Below are 17,076 nucleotides of genomic sequence, written 5' to 3'. Positions count from 1 at the left end.
CCGCCCGTGATCGCAGGGCGTGCGGCCGTCATGCGGCTCACACCCCGAGTTCGTTGTCGATGAAGTCCAGTACCTGTTCGGCGGTGGCCGCCTCCAGGTGGTCCGCCGCGTCGTCCCCGTCGACCGCCGCCGTCGTCGCCGTCGTGCCGGTGAAGCGGGCGAGCAGCGCCTCCAGGCGGGCCGCGACGGCCGCCTCGTCGAGGCCCTGTGCGACGCCGGCGGACAGGGCGTGCTCGACCCGGGCCACCTCCTGCAGGACCTGCGCGGTCATGTCGCCGGCGGGTCGTGCCCCGTCGGGGGCGAGCCGTTCGGCCAGGTGGGCGGCGAGCACGTGGGCCTGCGGGTAGTCGAAGACCAGGGCCGCGGGCAGCTTCAGGCCCGTCGCGGCGGCGAGCCGGTTGCGCAGTTCGACGGCGGTCAGGGAGTCGAACCCGAGCTCCTTGAACGGCGTGTCGACCTGCACCGCGTCCGGGTCGGCGTGCCCGAGGACCCCGGCCGCGTGGGTGCGGACCAGGCCGGTCAGGACGTCGATCCTGTCCTGCTCACCGAGGCCCGCGAGCCGGGACGGCCAGTCCGTCGCCCCGCCGGCCGCGGCAGCGGTGGGCCGGGCGGCGCCGGGCGTGCCGGCCGACGCCAGGGCCCGCAGCACGGCGGGTACAGCGGCGTCGGACGCGGCGGGGACCCGGGCGTCGAGGTCCATGGCGAGCAGGTCGGGGCGCCCGTGGGCGCGCGCGGCGGTCAGCAGGGCGCAGCCGCGGGCCGCGCCGGTCGGCTTGATGCCGTACCGGTCGATGCGGGCCCGGTCGGCGGCGGACAGCGTGCCGGTCAGCCCGCTCGTCGCCTCCCACAGCCCCCACGCCACGGACAGCCCCGCGAGTCCTTCCGTGCGGCGGCGGGCCGCCACCGCGTCGCAATAGGCGTTCGCCGCCGCATAGTTGGCCTGCCCCGGGGTGCCCAGGGTGGAGGCGAAGGAGGAGAACAGCACGAACAGGCCGAGCCGCATGTCCCGGGTCGCCTCGTGCAGGTGGTCCGCGGCGGCGGCCTTCGCCGCCCACACCTGGGCGAGTCGCTCGGGGCCCTGCGCGCCGATCAGGGCGTTGTCGAGCACTCCGGCGGCGTGCACGACACCGGTCAGCGGGTGTGCCGGATCGATCCCGGCGATCACCTCGGCGACCGCGCCGGGTTCGCTCACGTCGGCGGCCACGAAGGTGACCTCCGCTCCCGACTCGGCGACCCGTGCGGCGAGTTCGTCGGCGCCGTCGGCAGCGGAGCCGCTGCGGCTGACGACGAGCAGCCGCCGGCTCTCCCCGGTGCGGGCCAGATGTTCGGCCACGGCGGCACCGATGGTGCCCGTGCCGCCGGTGATCAGGACCGTGCCCTCGGGGTCGAGCGGCGCGGGCACGTCGAGGACCAGTTTGCCGGTGTGCTGCGCCCGGCTCATGAACCGGAACGCCTCCCGTGCCCGCCCGAGCGGCCGGGCCGCGACGGGCAGCGGCACCAGCGTGCCGTCGGCGAAGAGCCCGCCGAGCCGGTCGAGCAGCTGCCCGAGCCGTTCGGGCCCGGCGTCGGCGACCAGGTCGAAGGCGTCGTACGACACTCCGGGGTGGGTCAGCGCGATCAGCTCGGGGTCGCGGGGATCGCTCTTGCCCATCTCCACGAACCGGCCGCCCTCCCCCAGCAACCGCAGCGAGGCGTCGAGGAGTTCACCGGTGAGGCTGTTGAGCACGACGTCCACGCCGTGACCGTCCGTGGTCCGCAGGACCGCGTCCTCGAAGGCGGTGTCGCGGGAGGACGCGCGGTGGGCCGCGTCGATGCCCATCTCCTCCAGCACGGCGTGTTTGGCCGGACTCGCGGTGGCGAACACCTCGGCACCCAGGTGCCGGGCGATCTGCACCGCCGCCATCCCCACGCCACCGGTGGCCGCGTGGATCAGCACCCGCTCGCCCGCCTTCAGCCCGGCCAGCTCCACCAACCCGTACCAAGCCGTCAGGAACGCCGCCGGGGCGGCGGCGGCCTGCCGGGTGTCCCAGTCGGCCGGGGCGGGCGCCAGCATGCGCGCGTCGGCCACGGCCCACGGGCCGAAGGCGCCGTCCAGCATGCCCATCACGCGGTCGCCCACGGCGAGGCGGGTCACTCCCGGACCGACCTCCGTCACCACGCCGGCCGCCTCGGTGCCGGGCAGCGCGCCCGGGTCCGGGTACATGCCGAGCGCGATCAGTACGTCACGGAAGTTGACGCCCGCCGCGTGCACGGCGACGCGGACCTGCCCCGGTTCCAGCGGGAGCAGCACCTCGTCGCAGGCCCGCGCCTCGACGCCGTCCGGCGTGCCGGACGTCCCGCCCACGAGCCGCCAGGCCCGCGCCCCGGGCGGCCCGGACAGCCCGGCGGACGTGTCGGCCCGCGCCCAGCGGGGGACGAGCACCCGGCCGCCGCGCAGGGCCACTTGGGGTTCCCCGGCGTCGACGGCCGACCGGACGGCGGCGGACAGCTCGGCGGCTCCGGGAACGGGGCCGGGCGACGCGTCGGTATCGACGTCGACGTCGACGAGCACGAACCGGTCCGGGTTCTCGGACTGCGCACTGCGGACCAGACCCCACACAGCGGCGCCCGCCGGGTCCGCCGCACGCGGCACGCCCGCCCCATCGGCGGGGTCGGCCGCGTCCACCGCGCCCCGGGTCACGAAGACCAGCCGCGACTGGTCCAGTTCGGACGCGGCCAAGAACTCCTGCATCACGCCCAGCACGCGCCCGGTGAGAGCGAGCGCGTCCTCTCCCGCGCTGCTCACGGGCACCAGCACGGCGGAGGGCCGCCCGGCCGCCGAAGCGACGAGCTCGCCGAGACCGGCGAAGACCCGGCGATCTCCGAGGTCGAGACCGAGGTTCCGGCCCGGGCGCGACACGTTGTCCAGCGCCGCATTGTCCAGCGACGTGCTGTCCAGCGCCGCGAGGACGACATCGTCGGCGCCGGCTCCGTCGCCGGTACGGGAACTCGCGAGCGGCGTCCACCGCAGCTCGTACAGCCCGTCCGTCCCGGGACCCGCCGCCGCCCGCACCTGCTGGGCACTCGTGGACCGCAGACGCAGCTCCACCACGTCCGCCACGGGCCCGCCGACGGGATCGGTCACCGTCAGGGAGACGGTCTCCTCGGCGCCGCCGCGCAGCCCGGAGATCCGTACCCGCACGGTGGTGGCCCCGGTGGCCCACAGCGACACACCGCTCCAGGTGAACGGCAGCAGCACCTGCCCGTCCGCGGCACCGTCCCGCCGGGCGAGCAGCGGGTGCAGGGCCGCGTCCAGGAGCGCCGGGTGGATGCCGAACCCGTCGTGGGTACCGGCCTCTTCGGGCAGCTCCACCTCCGCCAGCAGGTCCTCACCGTGCCGCCACAGCGCGCGCAGCCCCCGGAAGGCGGGCCCGTACGCATACCCGGCGGCGGCGACTCCGTCGTAGAAGCCGTTCAGCTCCACGGGTTCGGCGCCCGCCGGAGGCCACGGCCCGCGCTGCGGCACGGGCCGCACCACGGCCTCGCGTCCCAGCTCGCCGACGGCATGACACACCCACTCCGCCGCCGGGTCCTGACCGGCCCGCGAGTACACGCGTACGTCACGCCGCCCCTGCTCGTCCGCCGCGCCCACGGCCACCTGGACCTCGACCCCACCGGACTCGGGCAGCACCAGCGGCGCCTGCAGCGTCAGCTCTTCGACGGTGCCGCAGCCCGCCTCGTCGGCGGCCCGCAGCACCCACTCCACCAGCGCGGCGCCCGGCACCAGCACGGTCCCGGCCACCACGTGCCCGCCGAGCCGCCCGCTGCCCCCGGCGGACACCTCGCCGCCCAGCACCACTCCCCCGTCGGCGAGGGCGACCGCGGTGGTCAACTGCGCGTGCCCCGACCCCGCGGACCGGTCCCGGCCCAGGTCGCGCGTCACGCTGTCGGCGAGCCAGTAGCGCCGACGCTGGAAGGCGTACGTGGGCAGATCGACGGTACGAGGGGTCGGCTCGGCCGGGAACCAGCGCCGCCAGTCGACGTCGGCACCCGCGACGAACGCCTGCGCGGCGGAACGGGCGAGCTGGGCGGCATCGCCGTGGTCGCGGCGCAGGGTGGGGATCACCGAGGCGGAGACGTCCGCCCGCTCGATCGTCTCCTCCATACCGAGGTTGAGGACGGGGTGGGGACTGGCCTCGATGAACAGCCGGTAGCCGTCGGCGAGAAGAGCGTCGATGGTGTCGGCGAAACGGACCGGCTGACGCAGATTGGTGACCCAGTACTCCGTGTCCAGCGCCGTGGTGTCCCTCAGGCGCTCGGCCGTGACGGTCGAGTAGAACGCCACGTCAGTGGCAACCGGCCGAATGTCGGCCAGGCGCTCGGTCAGCAGGTCGTGCAACTCGTCGATCTGAGGCCCGTGAGAGGCGTAGCCGACGTCGATCACCCGGGCACGAAGACCACGCTCCTGAGCCTGCGCCACCACCGCAGCCACATGCTCCGGCGGCCCCGACACCACCGTAGAAGACGGCCCATTGACGGCCGCGACGCACACGCCCGGCCGGTCCCCGATCAACTCGGCGGCCACCTCCGCACCCGCCCCCACGGACGCCATGTCACCGCGCCCCATCAACCGGCGCAACGCGTCACTGCGTACAGCCACGATCCGGGCGGCGTCCTCCAGGGACAGCGCACCGGCCACACAGGCGGCAGCCATCTCGCCCTGCGAATGCCCCACCACCGCAGCCGGAGTGATCCCACAATCCGCCCACACCGCAGCCAGCGACACCATCACCGCCCACAGCACCGGCTGAACAACCTCAACCCGGGCCAGCTCAGCACCATCCCCCCGCAACACCTCACACAACGACCAGTCCACATACGCCGAAAGCGCGCGCTCACACTCCTCAATCCGCGCCGCGAACACCGCAGACTCATCCAGAAGCTGAGCACCCATGCCCACCCACTGAGACCCCTGCCCGGGAAAGACCAGCACCGGCCCCGCGCCCACATCCCCGGCCACCCCGGACACGACACCGGGTGCCGTCGCGCCCGAGGCCAAGGCTTCCAGGCCGTCCGTCAGTGCGTCGCGGTCGGGGCCGACGACGACGGCCCTGCGCTCGAAGACCGACCGTGTCGTGGCCAGGGACCAGCCGACCTCCGTGGGCAGCGCCTCGGGGTCGCCCGCGACGAAGTCGGCCAGACGGCGCGCCTGTTCGCGGAGCGCTTCCTCGGTGCGGGCGGATATCAGCCACGGCACGACCGCGCCCGGTGCGTGCTCCTGCTTCTCGTGCCGGTCGTCGGCGGGGGCCGCCTCGGCGGCCTCCTCGGGTGCCTGCTCCAGGATCAGGTGGGCGTTCGTGCCCGAGATGCCGAAGGCGGACACGCCCGCCCGGCGCGGGCGGCCGGTCTCGGGCCATTCGGTGGACTCCGTGACGACCTCGACGGCGCCCGCGTCCCAGTCGACGTGCGGGCTCAGTTCCTCGACGTGGAGGGTCGCGGGCACCACGCCGTTGCGGATGGCCATGACGGTCTTGATGACCCCGGCGACACCCGCCGTGGCGTGGGTGTGGCCGATGTTGGACTTGAGGGAGCCGAGCAGCAGGGGGCGCTCGCGGTGCTGGCCGTAGGTGGCGAGCAGGGCGCCTGCCTCGATGGGGTCGCCCAGCCTGGTGCCGGTGCCGTGGGCCTCGACCGTGTCGACCTCGGCGGGGGTGAGCCGGGCGTTGTCGAGGGCGGCCCGGATGACCTGTTCCTGCGCCGCGTCGTTGGGGGCGGTCAGGCCGTTGCTCGCGCCGTCCTGGTTCACCGCCGAGCCGCGGATGACGGCGAGGACGTGGTGGCCGTTGCGGCGGGCGTCGGAGAGCCGTTCCAGCAGGAGCAGGCCGATGCCCTCGGAGAAGCCGGTGCCGTCGGCCGCCGCGGCGAACGGCTTGCAGCGGCCGTCGGGGGCCAGGCCCCGCTGGCGGCAGAACTCGGTGAACATCAGCGGGCTCGAGAGGACCAGCACGCCGCCCGCGAGGGCCAGGTCGCACTCGCGCTGGCGCAGCGACTGGGCCGCCAGGTGGATGGCGACAAGGGAGGCGGAGCAGGCCGTGTCGACGGTGACGGCGGGCCCTTCCAGGCCGTAGTGGTAGGCGACCCGGCCGGAGATGACACTGGTGAGGCTGCCGGTGGTGGCGTGGCCCTCGAACCCCTCGGGGATGCGGGGCAGTTGGGACATGTAGTCCTCGCTGGACACCCCGGCGTAGACGCCGGTGCGGCTGCCCTTGAGGGAGACGGGGTCGATGCCGGAGCGCTCGAAGAGCTCCCAGGACGTCTCCAGCATGAGCCGCTGCTGCGGGTCCATCGCGAGCGCCTCGCGCGGGCTGATGCCGAAGAAGTCGGCGTCGAAGGAGCCCGCGTCGTCCACGAATCCGCCATGGCGCACATAGCTGGTGCCGTAATGGGCGGGGTCCGGGTGGTAGAGCCCCGCCAGGTCCCAGCCCCGGTCGGCGGGGAAGTCCTCGATGGCGTCCTTGCCCGCGGCGACCAGGTCCCAGAGGTCCTCCGGGGAGGCCACGCCGCCGGGGAAGCGGCAGGCCATGCCGACGAGGGCCACGGGCTCCTGGCGGCGCTCCTCCTCCTGCGCCAGCCGTCGGCGCGTGTCGTGGAGCTCGGTGGTCACCCTGCGCAGATACTCGACCAGTTGCTCTTCACTCGCCATGTCAGGTCACCCGGCCTTCGGAGTGGGGGTCGCGCGCGAGGTGTCGGGCCCGACACCAAGCTCGTTGTCGATGAAGTCGAAGATCTGGTCGGCGGACGCGGCCTTCAGCAGGTCGCCGGCGCCGTCGTCGCCGTCGGCCGTGGCGGTCGTCGTCCTCCACCGGGCGAGGAGCGTCTCGATCCGGTGGGTGATCTCGCCCGACTCGCCGTCGGAGAGCCGCGCGGCGAGCGCGGTGAGGGTGTTCTCCATGCGGGTCAGGTCGCCCAGCACGGTGCCGACGGCGGGCGGCCCCGCGGGTGCCTGGAGGGCGGCTCCTGCGGGTGTTCCCTTGGTCCGGTCGGCGGGCGTGGCGTCGGCGCCGGTCAGCCGCTCGTGCAGGTGTGTGGCGATGGCGGCGGGGGTGGGGTGGCGGAAGACGAGGGCCGTGGGCAGGCGCAGGCCCGTGTCCTGCACGAGCCGGTTGCGCAGCTCGACGGCTGTCAGCGAGTCCAGGCCCAGTTGCTTGAACGTGGCGTCGCCGCGCAGCGCCCCGGGGTCGGTACGGCCGAGGACGGCGGCGGCGTGGCCGCGTACGGCGTCGACGAGGAGGCGCAGTTGTTCGGCGGCGGACAGGCCGGCCAGGCGGGCCGGCCAGTCCGTGGGCGGCGTGCGGTCGGCGGCGGTACGCCGGGCCGGGGCCCGGGTCGCCGCGAGGGCGCGCAGCGCCGGGGGCAGTGTGGCCGGGTCCTCGGCGGCCAGGGCGTGCGGCGCGAGGCGGGCCCCGAGGAGTGCCGAGCCGCCGTGTTCGCGGGCGGCTTCGAGGAGGGCGGGCAGGTGTGCGGGCGGGGTCGCCCGGACACCCGGCCCGGGCGCGGTGGCGGGGCCGTGGGCCAGGGCGAGTCCCGTGGTGCCGGTGGCGTGCCGCCGCAGGGCCAGGGCCTCGCGGAAGGCGTCGGCGGCAGCGGTGCGCGACGGGATGCCGAGGACCTCGCCCGCCGGGGACAGCACGGCGAACAGGGCCAGGGGGAGGTGGAAGGTCGCGGCGTGCAGGGCGGCCGTGACGCCTGCCCGCGCCCGCCACTCCTCGGCGGACGGGACGTCGGCCGGGACTCCGGGGGCTCCTGCCGCCACCACGTGGACGACTCCTGTGAGGGGGTGCGCGGCGTCGACGGCGGCGACCGCCTCGCCGACGAGGGCGGTGTCGGCCAGGTCGCCGACGACGACGCGTACGTCGGCCCCGAGCCCTTCCAGTTCGGCCACGGTCGATGCCGGGTCGCCGCCTCCGTCGGAGAGGAGCAGCAGATGCCCGCACTGGCCGCCGCGTACGAGGTGGGCGGCGAGGTCGGCGACCGAGGCGCCGGCCGACGCGGCCAGCAGCACGGTGCCGTCCGGGTCGAGCGCGCACGTCTCCTCGGGGGCGGCGGCGCTCACAGGCGCGACCAGGCGGGGGGCCAGGGTCCGGTCGTCGCGCAGGGCGAGTTGGGGCTCCTCGGCGGCGAGCGCGGTGGCGACGGCCTGCGCCACGGCCGCGTCGGCGGGGCTGTCGCCGGTCGCGGAGTCCGCGCCCGTGGCGGGCCCGGTCCCCGCGGCCGGGTTCGGGTGCGTGTCCGGGTCCGGGTCCGGGTCCGGTCGCCCGGCCCGGTCGGCGGGGGCCCGGTCGACGAGGAGGAAGCGGCCCGGGTGGTCGATCTGTGCCCGGTGGATCAGTCCGCGGACCGCCGCGGCCGTGGGGACGGGCGCGGACCCGTCCACCGCGGCGACCGCACCTCGGGTGAGCAGCACGAGGCGGCTGTCGGCGAGCCGCTCGTCGGCCAGCCAGCGTGCGACGAGGGCGGCGGTGCGCTCCGTCGCGGCCCGCGCGTCGGCCGTCTCGTCGCCGGTGGCGGATGTCGGCGCGGCGGCGAGGACGACAGGCGGGACCGGGGTCCCGGCGTCGAGGGCCGCGCCGAGGGCATCCAGGTCCGGGAGCCCGTCCTCCCCCAGGGTGAGCCAGCCCGAGGTGTCGGGGGCGCCGTCCGCGGCGGGCAGCGGAGTCCACCGCAGCGCGTACAGGTCGGAGGTGCGCCTGCTCACGGCACGCAGGTGCCGGGAGTCCGCCGCGACGAGGACCAGGCCCTCGCACGTCAGGACATCGGCACCGGTGGGGTCGCTCACGCGGATGCGCCAGGTCTGCCCGGCCTGCGGGCCGTCCGGGCCAGGCTGCCCGTGGGCTTTCTGTCCGTTGGCGTTCTGTCCGTTGGCGTTCTGTGCGTGGGAGTCTCCCGCCGTGTCGCCGGATCCGTCGCCCACCGGGGACAGTCGGACGCGTACGGACGTGGCTCCCGTGGCCCACAAGGACACCCCGGTCAGGGCGAAGGGCAGCCACACCTGGCCGTCGCCTGCCGGGCGCCCGCCGAGCAGGGCGGGGTGCAGTGCGGCGTCCAGGAGGGCCGGGTGGATGCCGAACCCGGCCGCGTCCGGGGCCTCTTGGGGCAGGACGACGTCGGCGTACAGCTCGGCACCCCGCCGCCACACGGCGCGCAGCCCGGTGAACACGGGCCCGTAGCCGACCCCCGTCCCGGCGGCCCGGTCGTAGAAGCCGTCCAGGTCGACGGGCTCGGCGCCGGACGGCGGCCACGCCCTGTCCGGTGCGTCGGCGTCCGGTGCGTCGGCCGCGGTCCGCGGGGCCTCGGCGACCAGCCGGCCGGCGGCGTGGCAGGTCCAGGGCGCGCCCGGCTCGCCCGGAGCGGCCTCGTCGTCCGGGCGGGCGTAGACGTGGACCTCCCGGTGGCCGTCCGCCGCGTCGGCCGGGCCCGCCACGATCTGGACCTGCAGCCCCGCCGAGTCGGGCAGCACCAGCGGGGCCCGCAGGGTGAGCTCGTCGACGCCCGCGCACCCGGCCTCGTCGGCGGCGCGCAGCGCCCACTCGGCGAGGACGGAGGCGGGCACGACGGGGGTGCCGAAGAGCGTGTGCTGGGCGAGCCAGGGGTGGCTGTGGCGGCTGACGCGGCCGGTGAGCAGGTGCACGTCGCCGTCGGCGAGTGCGGTGGTGGCGCCGAGGAGCGGGTGCCCGGCCGCGGCGAGCCCGAGGCCGGCCGCGTCCTGCGTGCCGGTGGCGGCCTCCAGCCAGTAGCGGCGCCGCTGGAAGGCGTACGTGGGCAGCGCCGGGACGGGCGGTCGGGAAGCGCCGGGTGCCGGGGCGGCGGCGCGGAACCAGTTCTCCCAGCGGACCGCGCACCCGGCGCCGAAGGCCTGGGCGAGGGAGAGGGCCAGGCGGGTGAGGCCGCCGTCCTCCCGGCGCAGCGTGGGGACGGTGACGGCGTCGGATCCGGCTTCCTCGAAGGTCTCCTGGAGTCCGAGGGTGAGGACCGGGTGGCTGCTGGCCTCGATGAAGACGCGGTGGCCGTCGGCGAGGAGCGCGCCGACGGCGTCGGCGAACCGGACCGGGCGGCGCAGGTTGGTCACCCAGTACGCGGTGTCGAGGCCCGAGGTGTCGATGCGGGTGCCGGTCACGGCCGAGTAGAACGCCACCGGGGCGGCGACCGGACGGATCCCCGCGAGAGTGCCGGTGAGTTCGTCGGTGATGACGTCGACCTGCGGGCTGTGCGAGGCGTAGTCGACGTCGATGACGCGGCCGCGCAGCTCGCGCGCCTCCGCGTCGGCGACGACGGCGGCGACCTGCTCGGGCGGGCCCGAGACGACGGTGGACGAGGGGCCGTTGACGGCGGCGATGCCCACTCCGGGGTGCCCGGCGACGAGCGCGGCGGCCTGTTCCTGTCCGACGCCGAGGGAGGCCATGGCGCCGCCGCCCGAGAGCTTGCGCAGCGCCTGGCTGCGCAGGGCCACGATCTTGGCGCCGTCCTCCAGGGTGAGCGCCCCGGCCACGACGGCTGCGGCGATCTCGCCCTGCGAATGGCCGACGACCGCGGCGGGGGTGACGCCGTGGTCCGCCCAGACGGCGGCGAGCGAGACCATGACGGCCCACAGCACCGGCTGGACGACCTCGACCCGGGACAGTTCGCCGCCGTCCCCGCGCAGCACGCCGGTCAGCGACCAGTCCACGTACGCGGAGAGCGCCTGCTCGCACTCCGCGATGCGTCGGGCGAACACGGGTGATTCGCCGAGGAGTTGGGAGCCCATGCCCACCCACTGCGACCCTTGGCCGGGGAAGACGAGGACGGGTCCGGGGCCCACGTCCCCGGCGATGCCCGACACCACGTCCGGGGACGCCTCGCCGGCGGCCAGCGCCGCGAGTCCGGCGGTCAGGCTCGTCCGGTCCCGGCCCACGACGACGGCGCGGTGCTCGAACGGCGACCTGGTGGTGACGAGCGCGCGGCCCAGGGCGGCCGCGGAGGCGTCGGCGGCCGGACCGTCGGACACGCACCCGGCGAGGCGACGGGCCTGTGCGCGCAGCGCGTCGGCGGTGCGTCCGGAGACCACCCACGGCACCGCGGCGCCGTGCGGCGGGTCCTCGGCGGGCGCGTCCGGTGTCGGTGCCGTCTCGGCGTCCTGCCGCGCCTCCTCGATGACCAGGTGCGCGTTCGTGCCGGAGATGCCGAAGGACGAGACGGCGGCGCGGCGCGGGCGCGCGCCCGGCGTCCAGGCGACCGGCTCGGTGAGCAGCCGCACGGCGCCCGTCGACCAGTCCACGTGGCCGCTCGGTTCGTCGACGTGCAGGGTGGCGGGCAGCAGGCCGTGGCGCAGCGCGAGCACCATCTTGATCACGCCCGCCACTCCGGCGGCGGCCTGGGTGTGCCCGATGTTCGACTTGACCGAACCGAGCCACAACGGCCGCTCGGGGGAACGGCCTTGGCCGTACGTGGCGAGCAGGGCCTGCGCCTCGATGGGGTCGCCCAGCGTGGTGCCGGTGCCGTGCGCCTCGACCGCGTCGACCTCGTCCGCGGTCAGCCCGGCGTCGGCGAGCGCGGCGCGGATGACGCGCTGCTGGGAGGGTCCGTTGGGGGCGGTCAGGCCGTTGCTCGCGCCGTCCTGGTTGACCGCGGAGCCGCGGATCAGTGCCAGGACGTCGTGGCCCCTGCGCCGCGCCTCGGAGAGCCGTTCCAGGAGGACGAGGCCGACGCCCTCGGCCCACCCGGTGCCGTCGGCGGCCTGCGCGAACGGCTTGCAGCGGCCGTCGGGGGCGAGGCCGCGCTGACGCGAGAACTCGGTGAACATGCCCGGGGTGGCCAGCACGGTGGCGCCCCCGGCCAGCGCCAGGTCGCATTCGCCGCGGCGCAGCGCCTGGGCGGCGAGGTGCAGCGTGACCAGCGACGAGGAGCAGGCCGTGTCGACCGTCAGGGCGGGCCCTTCCAGGCCGAGGCTGAACGCGACGCGGCCCGAGGCCACGCTGGGGGTGCTGCCGGTCAGCAGATAGCCGTCGGTGGACTGGGACGGCTCGTGGAGCCGGGGACCGTAGTCCTGTCCGGTCATGCCGACGAACACGCCGGTGGGGCTGCCCTTGAGGGTCCGCGGGTCCAGGCCCGCGCGCTCGAAGGCCTCCCAGGCGCATTCGAGGAGGAGGCGCTGCTGCGGGTCGACGGCGAGCGCCTCGCGCGGGCTGATGTCGAAGAACTCGGCGTCGAAGTCGGCCGCGTCGTGGAGGAAGCCGCCCCGTCGCGTGGAGCTGGTGCCGGACCGGGCGGTGTCCGGGTGGAAGAGCCGCTCCAGGTCCCAGCCGCGGTCGGTGGGGAAGGCGCCGATGGCGTCGGTGCCGTCGGCGATCAGCCGCCACAGGTCCTCGGGCGTGCCCGCGCCGCCCGGGTAGCGGCAGCTCATGGCGACGACGGCGATCGGATCGTCGTCGGCGGCCGGGGCGGGCTCCGGGGCGGTCGGGGCGTCCGGTCCTGGCGTCGCGACGAGTCGGGCGCGCAGGTGCGCGGCGACCGCCAGGGGGGTGGGGTGGTCGAAGGTGAGGGTGGCGGGCAGCGCGAGGCCGGTCGCCGCGCCGAGGCGTTCACTGAGTTCGGCGGCGGCCATCGAGTCGAAGCCCGACTGCTTGAAGGTGCGGGCGGTCCCGACCGTGCCGGAGGCGGCTCCGAGCACGACGGCCACCTGCCGGGCGACCAGGCCCAGCAGGGTGCGTTCCTGGTCGGCGACGGAGAGCGCGGCGAGCCGCGCGGCCAGTTCGGCCCGCACACCGCGCTGCGGGGACGCGTCCGGCGCGGTCGGCTCGGCGGCCCGCTCTTCGTCGGGGGCGTCCGCTTCTACGGGGTGTGCGGGGGCGGTCTGCAGGGGGTGTACGGGGGCGGTCTGTACGGGTGCGGTCTGTACGGGTGCGGTGTCCTCGGGCCAGTACCGCTCGCGCTGGAACGCGTACGTGGGGAGGCTCGCGCGGCCCGGGCCGAGGTCGCCGTAGGCCGCGGTGAAGTCCACGTCGGCGCCGCGGACGTAGGCCTGCGCGAGGGCGGTCAGGAACGTGGTCGCCTCGTCGCGCCCGCGACGGCAGGCGGCCAGCGCGGCGGGCCTCGGGCGGCCCGGCTCCGTGGAGGCGGGGAAGCACTCGCGGGCCATGGCGGACAGCGGGGCGTCCGGGCCGAGCTCGACGAAGGTACGCACTCCCTGCTCGCACAGCGTCCGCACGCCGGCGAGGAACTGCACGGGGCGGCGCGCGTGCCGCGCCCAGTAGTCGGGGTCCGCGTACTCGGCGGCCGTCACAAGGCGTCCGGTGACGTCGGAGACGACGGGGACGACCGGCTCGTGGAAGGTCAGGCCCGCGGCGACGGCGCGCAGTTCGCCCAGGACGGGGTCCATGTGCGGGGAGTGGAAGGCGTGGCTGACCTTCAGGTGGTGGGCCTTGTGACCGCGCTCCTGCCACCGGGCGGTGAGTTCGCCGACGGTGTCGAGGTCGCCGGAGATCACCACGGACCGGGGGCCGTTGACGGCGGCGACGGCGACGTGCTGCTCGTGCCCGGCGAGGAGTTCGGCGGCCTCCTCCTCGCTCGCCTGCCACGCGGCCATCGCCCCGGGCGTCGCCACGGCCTGCATCAGCCGTCCCCGGGCGGTGACCAGGGTGCCGGCGTCCGCCAGCGAGAGGACACCGGCGACGTGCGCGGCGGCGATCTCGCCGACCGAGTGGCCGAGGACGAAGTCGGGGCGCAGGCCGAAGGAGGCGGCGAGGCGGTACAGACTCGTCTCGAAGGCGAAGAGCGCGGGCTGTGTGTAGGCGGTCCGGTCGAGGAGGGCGCGGTGTTCGTCCCCCTCGCCGAGGACGAGGTCGCGCAGCGGGCGGTCCAGATGGCCGTCGAGGGCGGCGAAGGACTCGTCGAGGGCGTCGGCGAAGACGGGGAAGGTCGCGTACAACTCCCTTCCCATGCCGAGGCGTTGGGCGCCCTGGCCGCTGAAGAGGAAGGCCATCCCGCCGTCGCCGTCCGCCTCGCCGCGCAGCACGGAGCCGCTGTCCTGGCCCTCGGCCAGCGCGTCCAGGGAACCGAGCAGCTCGGGGATGTCGCCGCCGAGCAGGACCGCACGGTGGGCGAGGGGCGCGCGGGTGGTGGCGAGCGCGTGGCCGATCCGCGCGGCGTCGAGGCCCGCGCGGGCGTCGGCGTCGGGTCGGTCGCCGGGACGGTCTCCGGGTCGCCCGGTGGGGCGGTCGGTGAGGTGGGCCCGCAGTCGGGCCGCCTGGGCGCGCAGCGCGGGGGCGCTGTGGGCGCTGACCGGCCACGGGGTGGGGGACGCGGGGCGGGCGGGCGTGCGGCCCTCGGCGGTCGTCCCGGCCACGGCCCCGGAAGGCTCGGACGGCTGGGACAGCTCGGACGACTCGGACGGCTCAGACGGCTCGGGCGACTCGGACGGCTCGGGCGGCGCGGCGAGGATCAGGTGGCTGTTCGTGCCGCCCATGCCGAAGGAGGAGACGCCGGCGATCAGCGGCTGCCCGGGGCGCGGCCAGTCGGCCAGGTCCCGCTGGACCGCCAGGCCCAGGTCGGCCAGCGGCACGTCCGGGTGGGGGGCGGTGAAGTTGAGGCTCGGCGGGAGCTGCCGGTGGTGGATGCTCAGCGCCGTCTTGAGCAGTCCGACGATGCCGGCCGCCGCTTCGAGGTGGCCGACGTTGGTCTTGGCGGAGCCGACGGCGAGCGGAACGGTGCGCGCCGCGTCCTGCCCGATGGCGGCGCCGAGCGCGGCGGCCTCGATGGGGTCGCCGACGGGGGTGCCGGTGCCGTGCAGTTCGACGTACTGAACCTGATCGGCCGTCACACCGGCCCGGGCGCAGGCGAGTCGGACGACGTCCTGCTGTGCCGGGCCGCTGGGCAGGGTGAGTCCGTCGGTCGCGCCGTCGCTGTTGACGGCACTCCCCCGGATCACGCAGTACACGGTGTCGCCGTCGCGCCGGGCCGCCGCGAGCGGCTTGAGCACGACGAGGCCACCGCCCTCGCCGCGCACGAACCCGTCGGCGTGCGCGTCGAAGGTGTGGCAGCGGCCGGTGGCCGAAAGGCCGCCGAAGCGGGCGGCAGCGAGCTCGGTGGAGTGCGGTGAGCAGATGAGGTTGACGCCGCCCGCGAACGCGGCCTCGCACTCGCCGCGCCGGATGCTCTCGCAGGCCAGGTGGACGGCGACGAGCGAGGACGACTGCGCGGTGTCGACGGTCAGGCTCGGCCCCGCCAGATGGTGGGCGTAGGAGACGCGGTTGGCGAGGATGCCGCGGTGCACGCCGGTCAGGGTGTGCCGGGTGACGGCGCCCTCCGGCCTGCGGTCCAGGACGCGGGCGTAGTCGTCCCAGAACGCGCCGACGAAGACGCCGGTGCGGCTGCCCGCGAGGTCCGGCGGCCGGATGCCCGCGTCCTCCAGGGCCTCCCAGCTCAGTTCGAGCAGCAGCCGCTGCTGGGGGTCCATCTCGACGGCCTCGCGCGGGCTCACGGCGAAGAAGGACGCGTCGAAGCCGTCGACGCGGTCCAGGTATCCGCCGGGGCCGCTGAGGCCGGAGTCGGTCCGCCGGTGCGCGGGCGGGGTGTCGCGCACACCGCTCGCGCCGCCGCTCAGCAGCTCCCAGAAGGCGGCCGGATCCGATGCCCGGGGCAGGCGGCAGGCCATCCCGACGACCGCGATCGGCTCGGGGAGGTCGCCCGTGCCGGAGGGGGACGTGGCCATCACGTCAGCTGCGGTCGGGCGCGGAACAACTGGCTGCCACACAACATCAACGGCGCTCCCGGTCCGATTTCGGAGATCGCTACGAGTACCGGGCTCATCGTGAGCGGGCTCTCTAAAGGCCAACCAAACCCCGGCTAGCCGTTCGCCGCTTTAGCCCGGCGCTATGCCCTGCGGCCAGCATCGGGGGCGAGCGGCACCCGTTCCGCCCCCGGCCGCGCGGCCCGACGACGCCGCCGCGGGCCGCGGCCGTGTGCCCTCGGGGCGGGCCCGGCGGAGCGCCGCGGTCCAGGGGAACGAGAGGGAGAGCGATGGACAGGGGCACGGCGCAGGCACCGCAGACGACCGGGACCGGGGTGTGGTTGCGCCGCTACCACGACGCCGCGTCGGCGCCGGTGCGGCTGGTCTGCTTCCCGTTCGCGGGCGGTTCGGCGAGCTACTACTTCGGCCTCTCCGGGCTGCTGGCGCCCGGTGTCGAGGTCGTGTCGGTGCAGTACCCGGGGCGGCAGGACCGGCACACGGAGCGGGGTCTCGAGTCGGTGGCCGGGCTCGCCGACGGTGTGGTGGCCGAACTGCCCGCCGACGGCAAGCCGTTCGCGCTGTTCGGGCACAGCCTGGGTGCCATCGTGGCGTTCGAGGTGGCGCGGCGCCTGCGGGGGCCGGACGGCCCCGGCCTGCCGGTGCATCTGTTCGTGTCCGGGGGGCTCGCGCGGGCCTACCGTCCGGCGGGGCGGACCGGGGAGCTCGCCGACGCGGACATCCTGGCGCACCTGCGGGCGATGGGCGGCACCGACGAGCGGTTCTTCACCAGCCCCGAGCTGCAGGACCTGATCCTGCCCGCGCTGCGGGCCGACTACCGGGCCGTGGCCTCCTACGACGCGCCGGGTCCCGAGCGCCTGGACTGTCCGATCACGGCGCTGATCGGCGACCGTGACGACCGGACGTCGCCCGAGCAGGCCGCCACCTGGCAGGAGCGGACGAGCGGGGCGTTCGACCTCCGGGTGCTGCCCGGCGGCCACTTCTACCTCGACGCCTGCCAGCAGCAGGTGGCGGGGGTCGTCGCCGCCGCGCTGGCCGCGGGGCGCTGACCCCGCGGTCCCGCGCCCCCGCGCCGGGGAGCCGGACAAGCCCCTGGCGTGCTCCGCCGAGGGAAGTCGGAGCACGCCAGGTTGGACCGGACGCGGCAGCCGGGGGGACAGGCCGCGCGCGGTCGTCTTTCGGTGGGTCCCCGCGCCCCTGCGGGGGATGTGAGGGGCGCGGGGGTCGTACGCGCCGGCCGGTGGCCCGCGCGTACGACGCTCGGTGACGGGCGGGACCGCGGTCCCGTCCCGGCGGCCGGCCGGTGACGTCCTCGTGGG

General features: G+C 75.9%; 3 protein-coding genes. 1 reads left to right on the top strand and 2 read right to left on the bottom strand.

Features of this window, described 5'->3' with window-relative positions:
- Positions 1 to 37: 37 nt before the first annotated feature.
- Positions 38 to 6,682 (bottom strand): SDR family NAD(P)-dependent oxidoreductase, encoded by a 6,645-nt coding sequence (locus ACFYXE_RS07810; protein WP_389310080.1) that lies wholly within the window; start codon positions 6,680 to 6,682, stop codon positions 38 to 40.
- 6 nt (positions 6,683 to 6,688) lie between these two features.
- The gene (locus ACFYXE_RS07805; RefSeq protein ID WP_389310078.1) at positions 6,689 to 15,721 is read right to left on the bottom strand and encodes a beta-ketoacyl synthase N-terminal-like domain-containing protein; all 9,033 of its coding nucleotides are present in this window, start codon (positions 15,719 to 15,721) and stop codon (positions 6,689 to 6,691) included.
- Positions 15,722 to 16,029: 308 nt separating this feature from the next.
- Between ACFYXE_RS07805 and ACFYXE_RS07800 the strand changes: the two genes are divergently transcribed.
- Positions 16,030 to 16,806 carry an alpha/beta fold hydrolase gene (locus ACFYXE_RS07800; protein WP_361179987.1) on the top strand — a complete coding sequence of 259 codons (777 nt, stop codon included), beginning with the start codon at positions 16,030 to 16,032 and terminating at the stop codon, positions 16,804 to 16,806.
- Positions 16,807 to 17,076: the final 270 nt, after the last annotated feature.

It is taken from the genome of Streptomyces sp. NPDC002564 (assembly GCF_042889645.1).
Lineage (GTDB): Bacteria > Actinomycetota > Actinomycetes > Streptomycetales > Streptomycetaceae > Streptomyces.
The sequence above is the reverse complement of the archived record's forward strand: the minus strand, read 5'-3'. Positions and strand labels throughout refer to the sequence as shown.

Excerpts from the sequence above, each read along its gene's own strand:
- ACFYXE_RS07810 (WP_389310080.1), bottom strand. The coding sequence starts at position 6,682 with ATGGCGAGTGAAGAGCAACTGGTCGAGTATCTGCGCAGGGTGACCACC.
- ACFYXE_RS07805 (WP_389310078.1), bottom strand. The coding sequence starts at position 15,721 with ATGGCCACGTCCCCCTCCGGCACGGGCGACCTCCCCGAGCCGATCGCG.
- ACFYXE_RS07800 (WP_361179987.1), top strand. The coding sequence starts at position 16,030 with ATGGACAGGGGCACGGCGCAGGCACCGCAGACGACCGGGACCGGGGTG.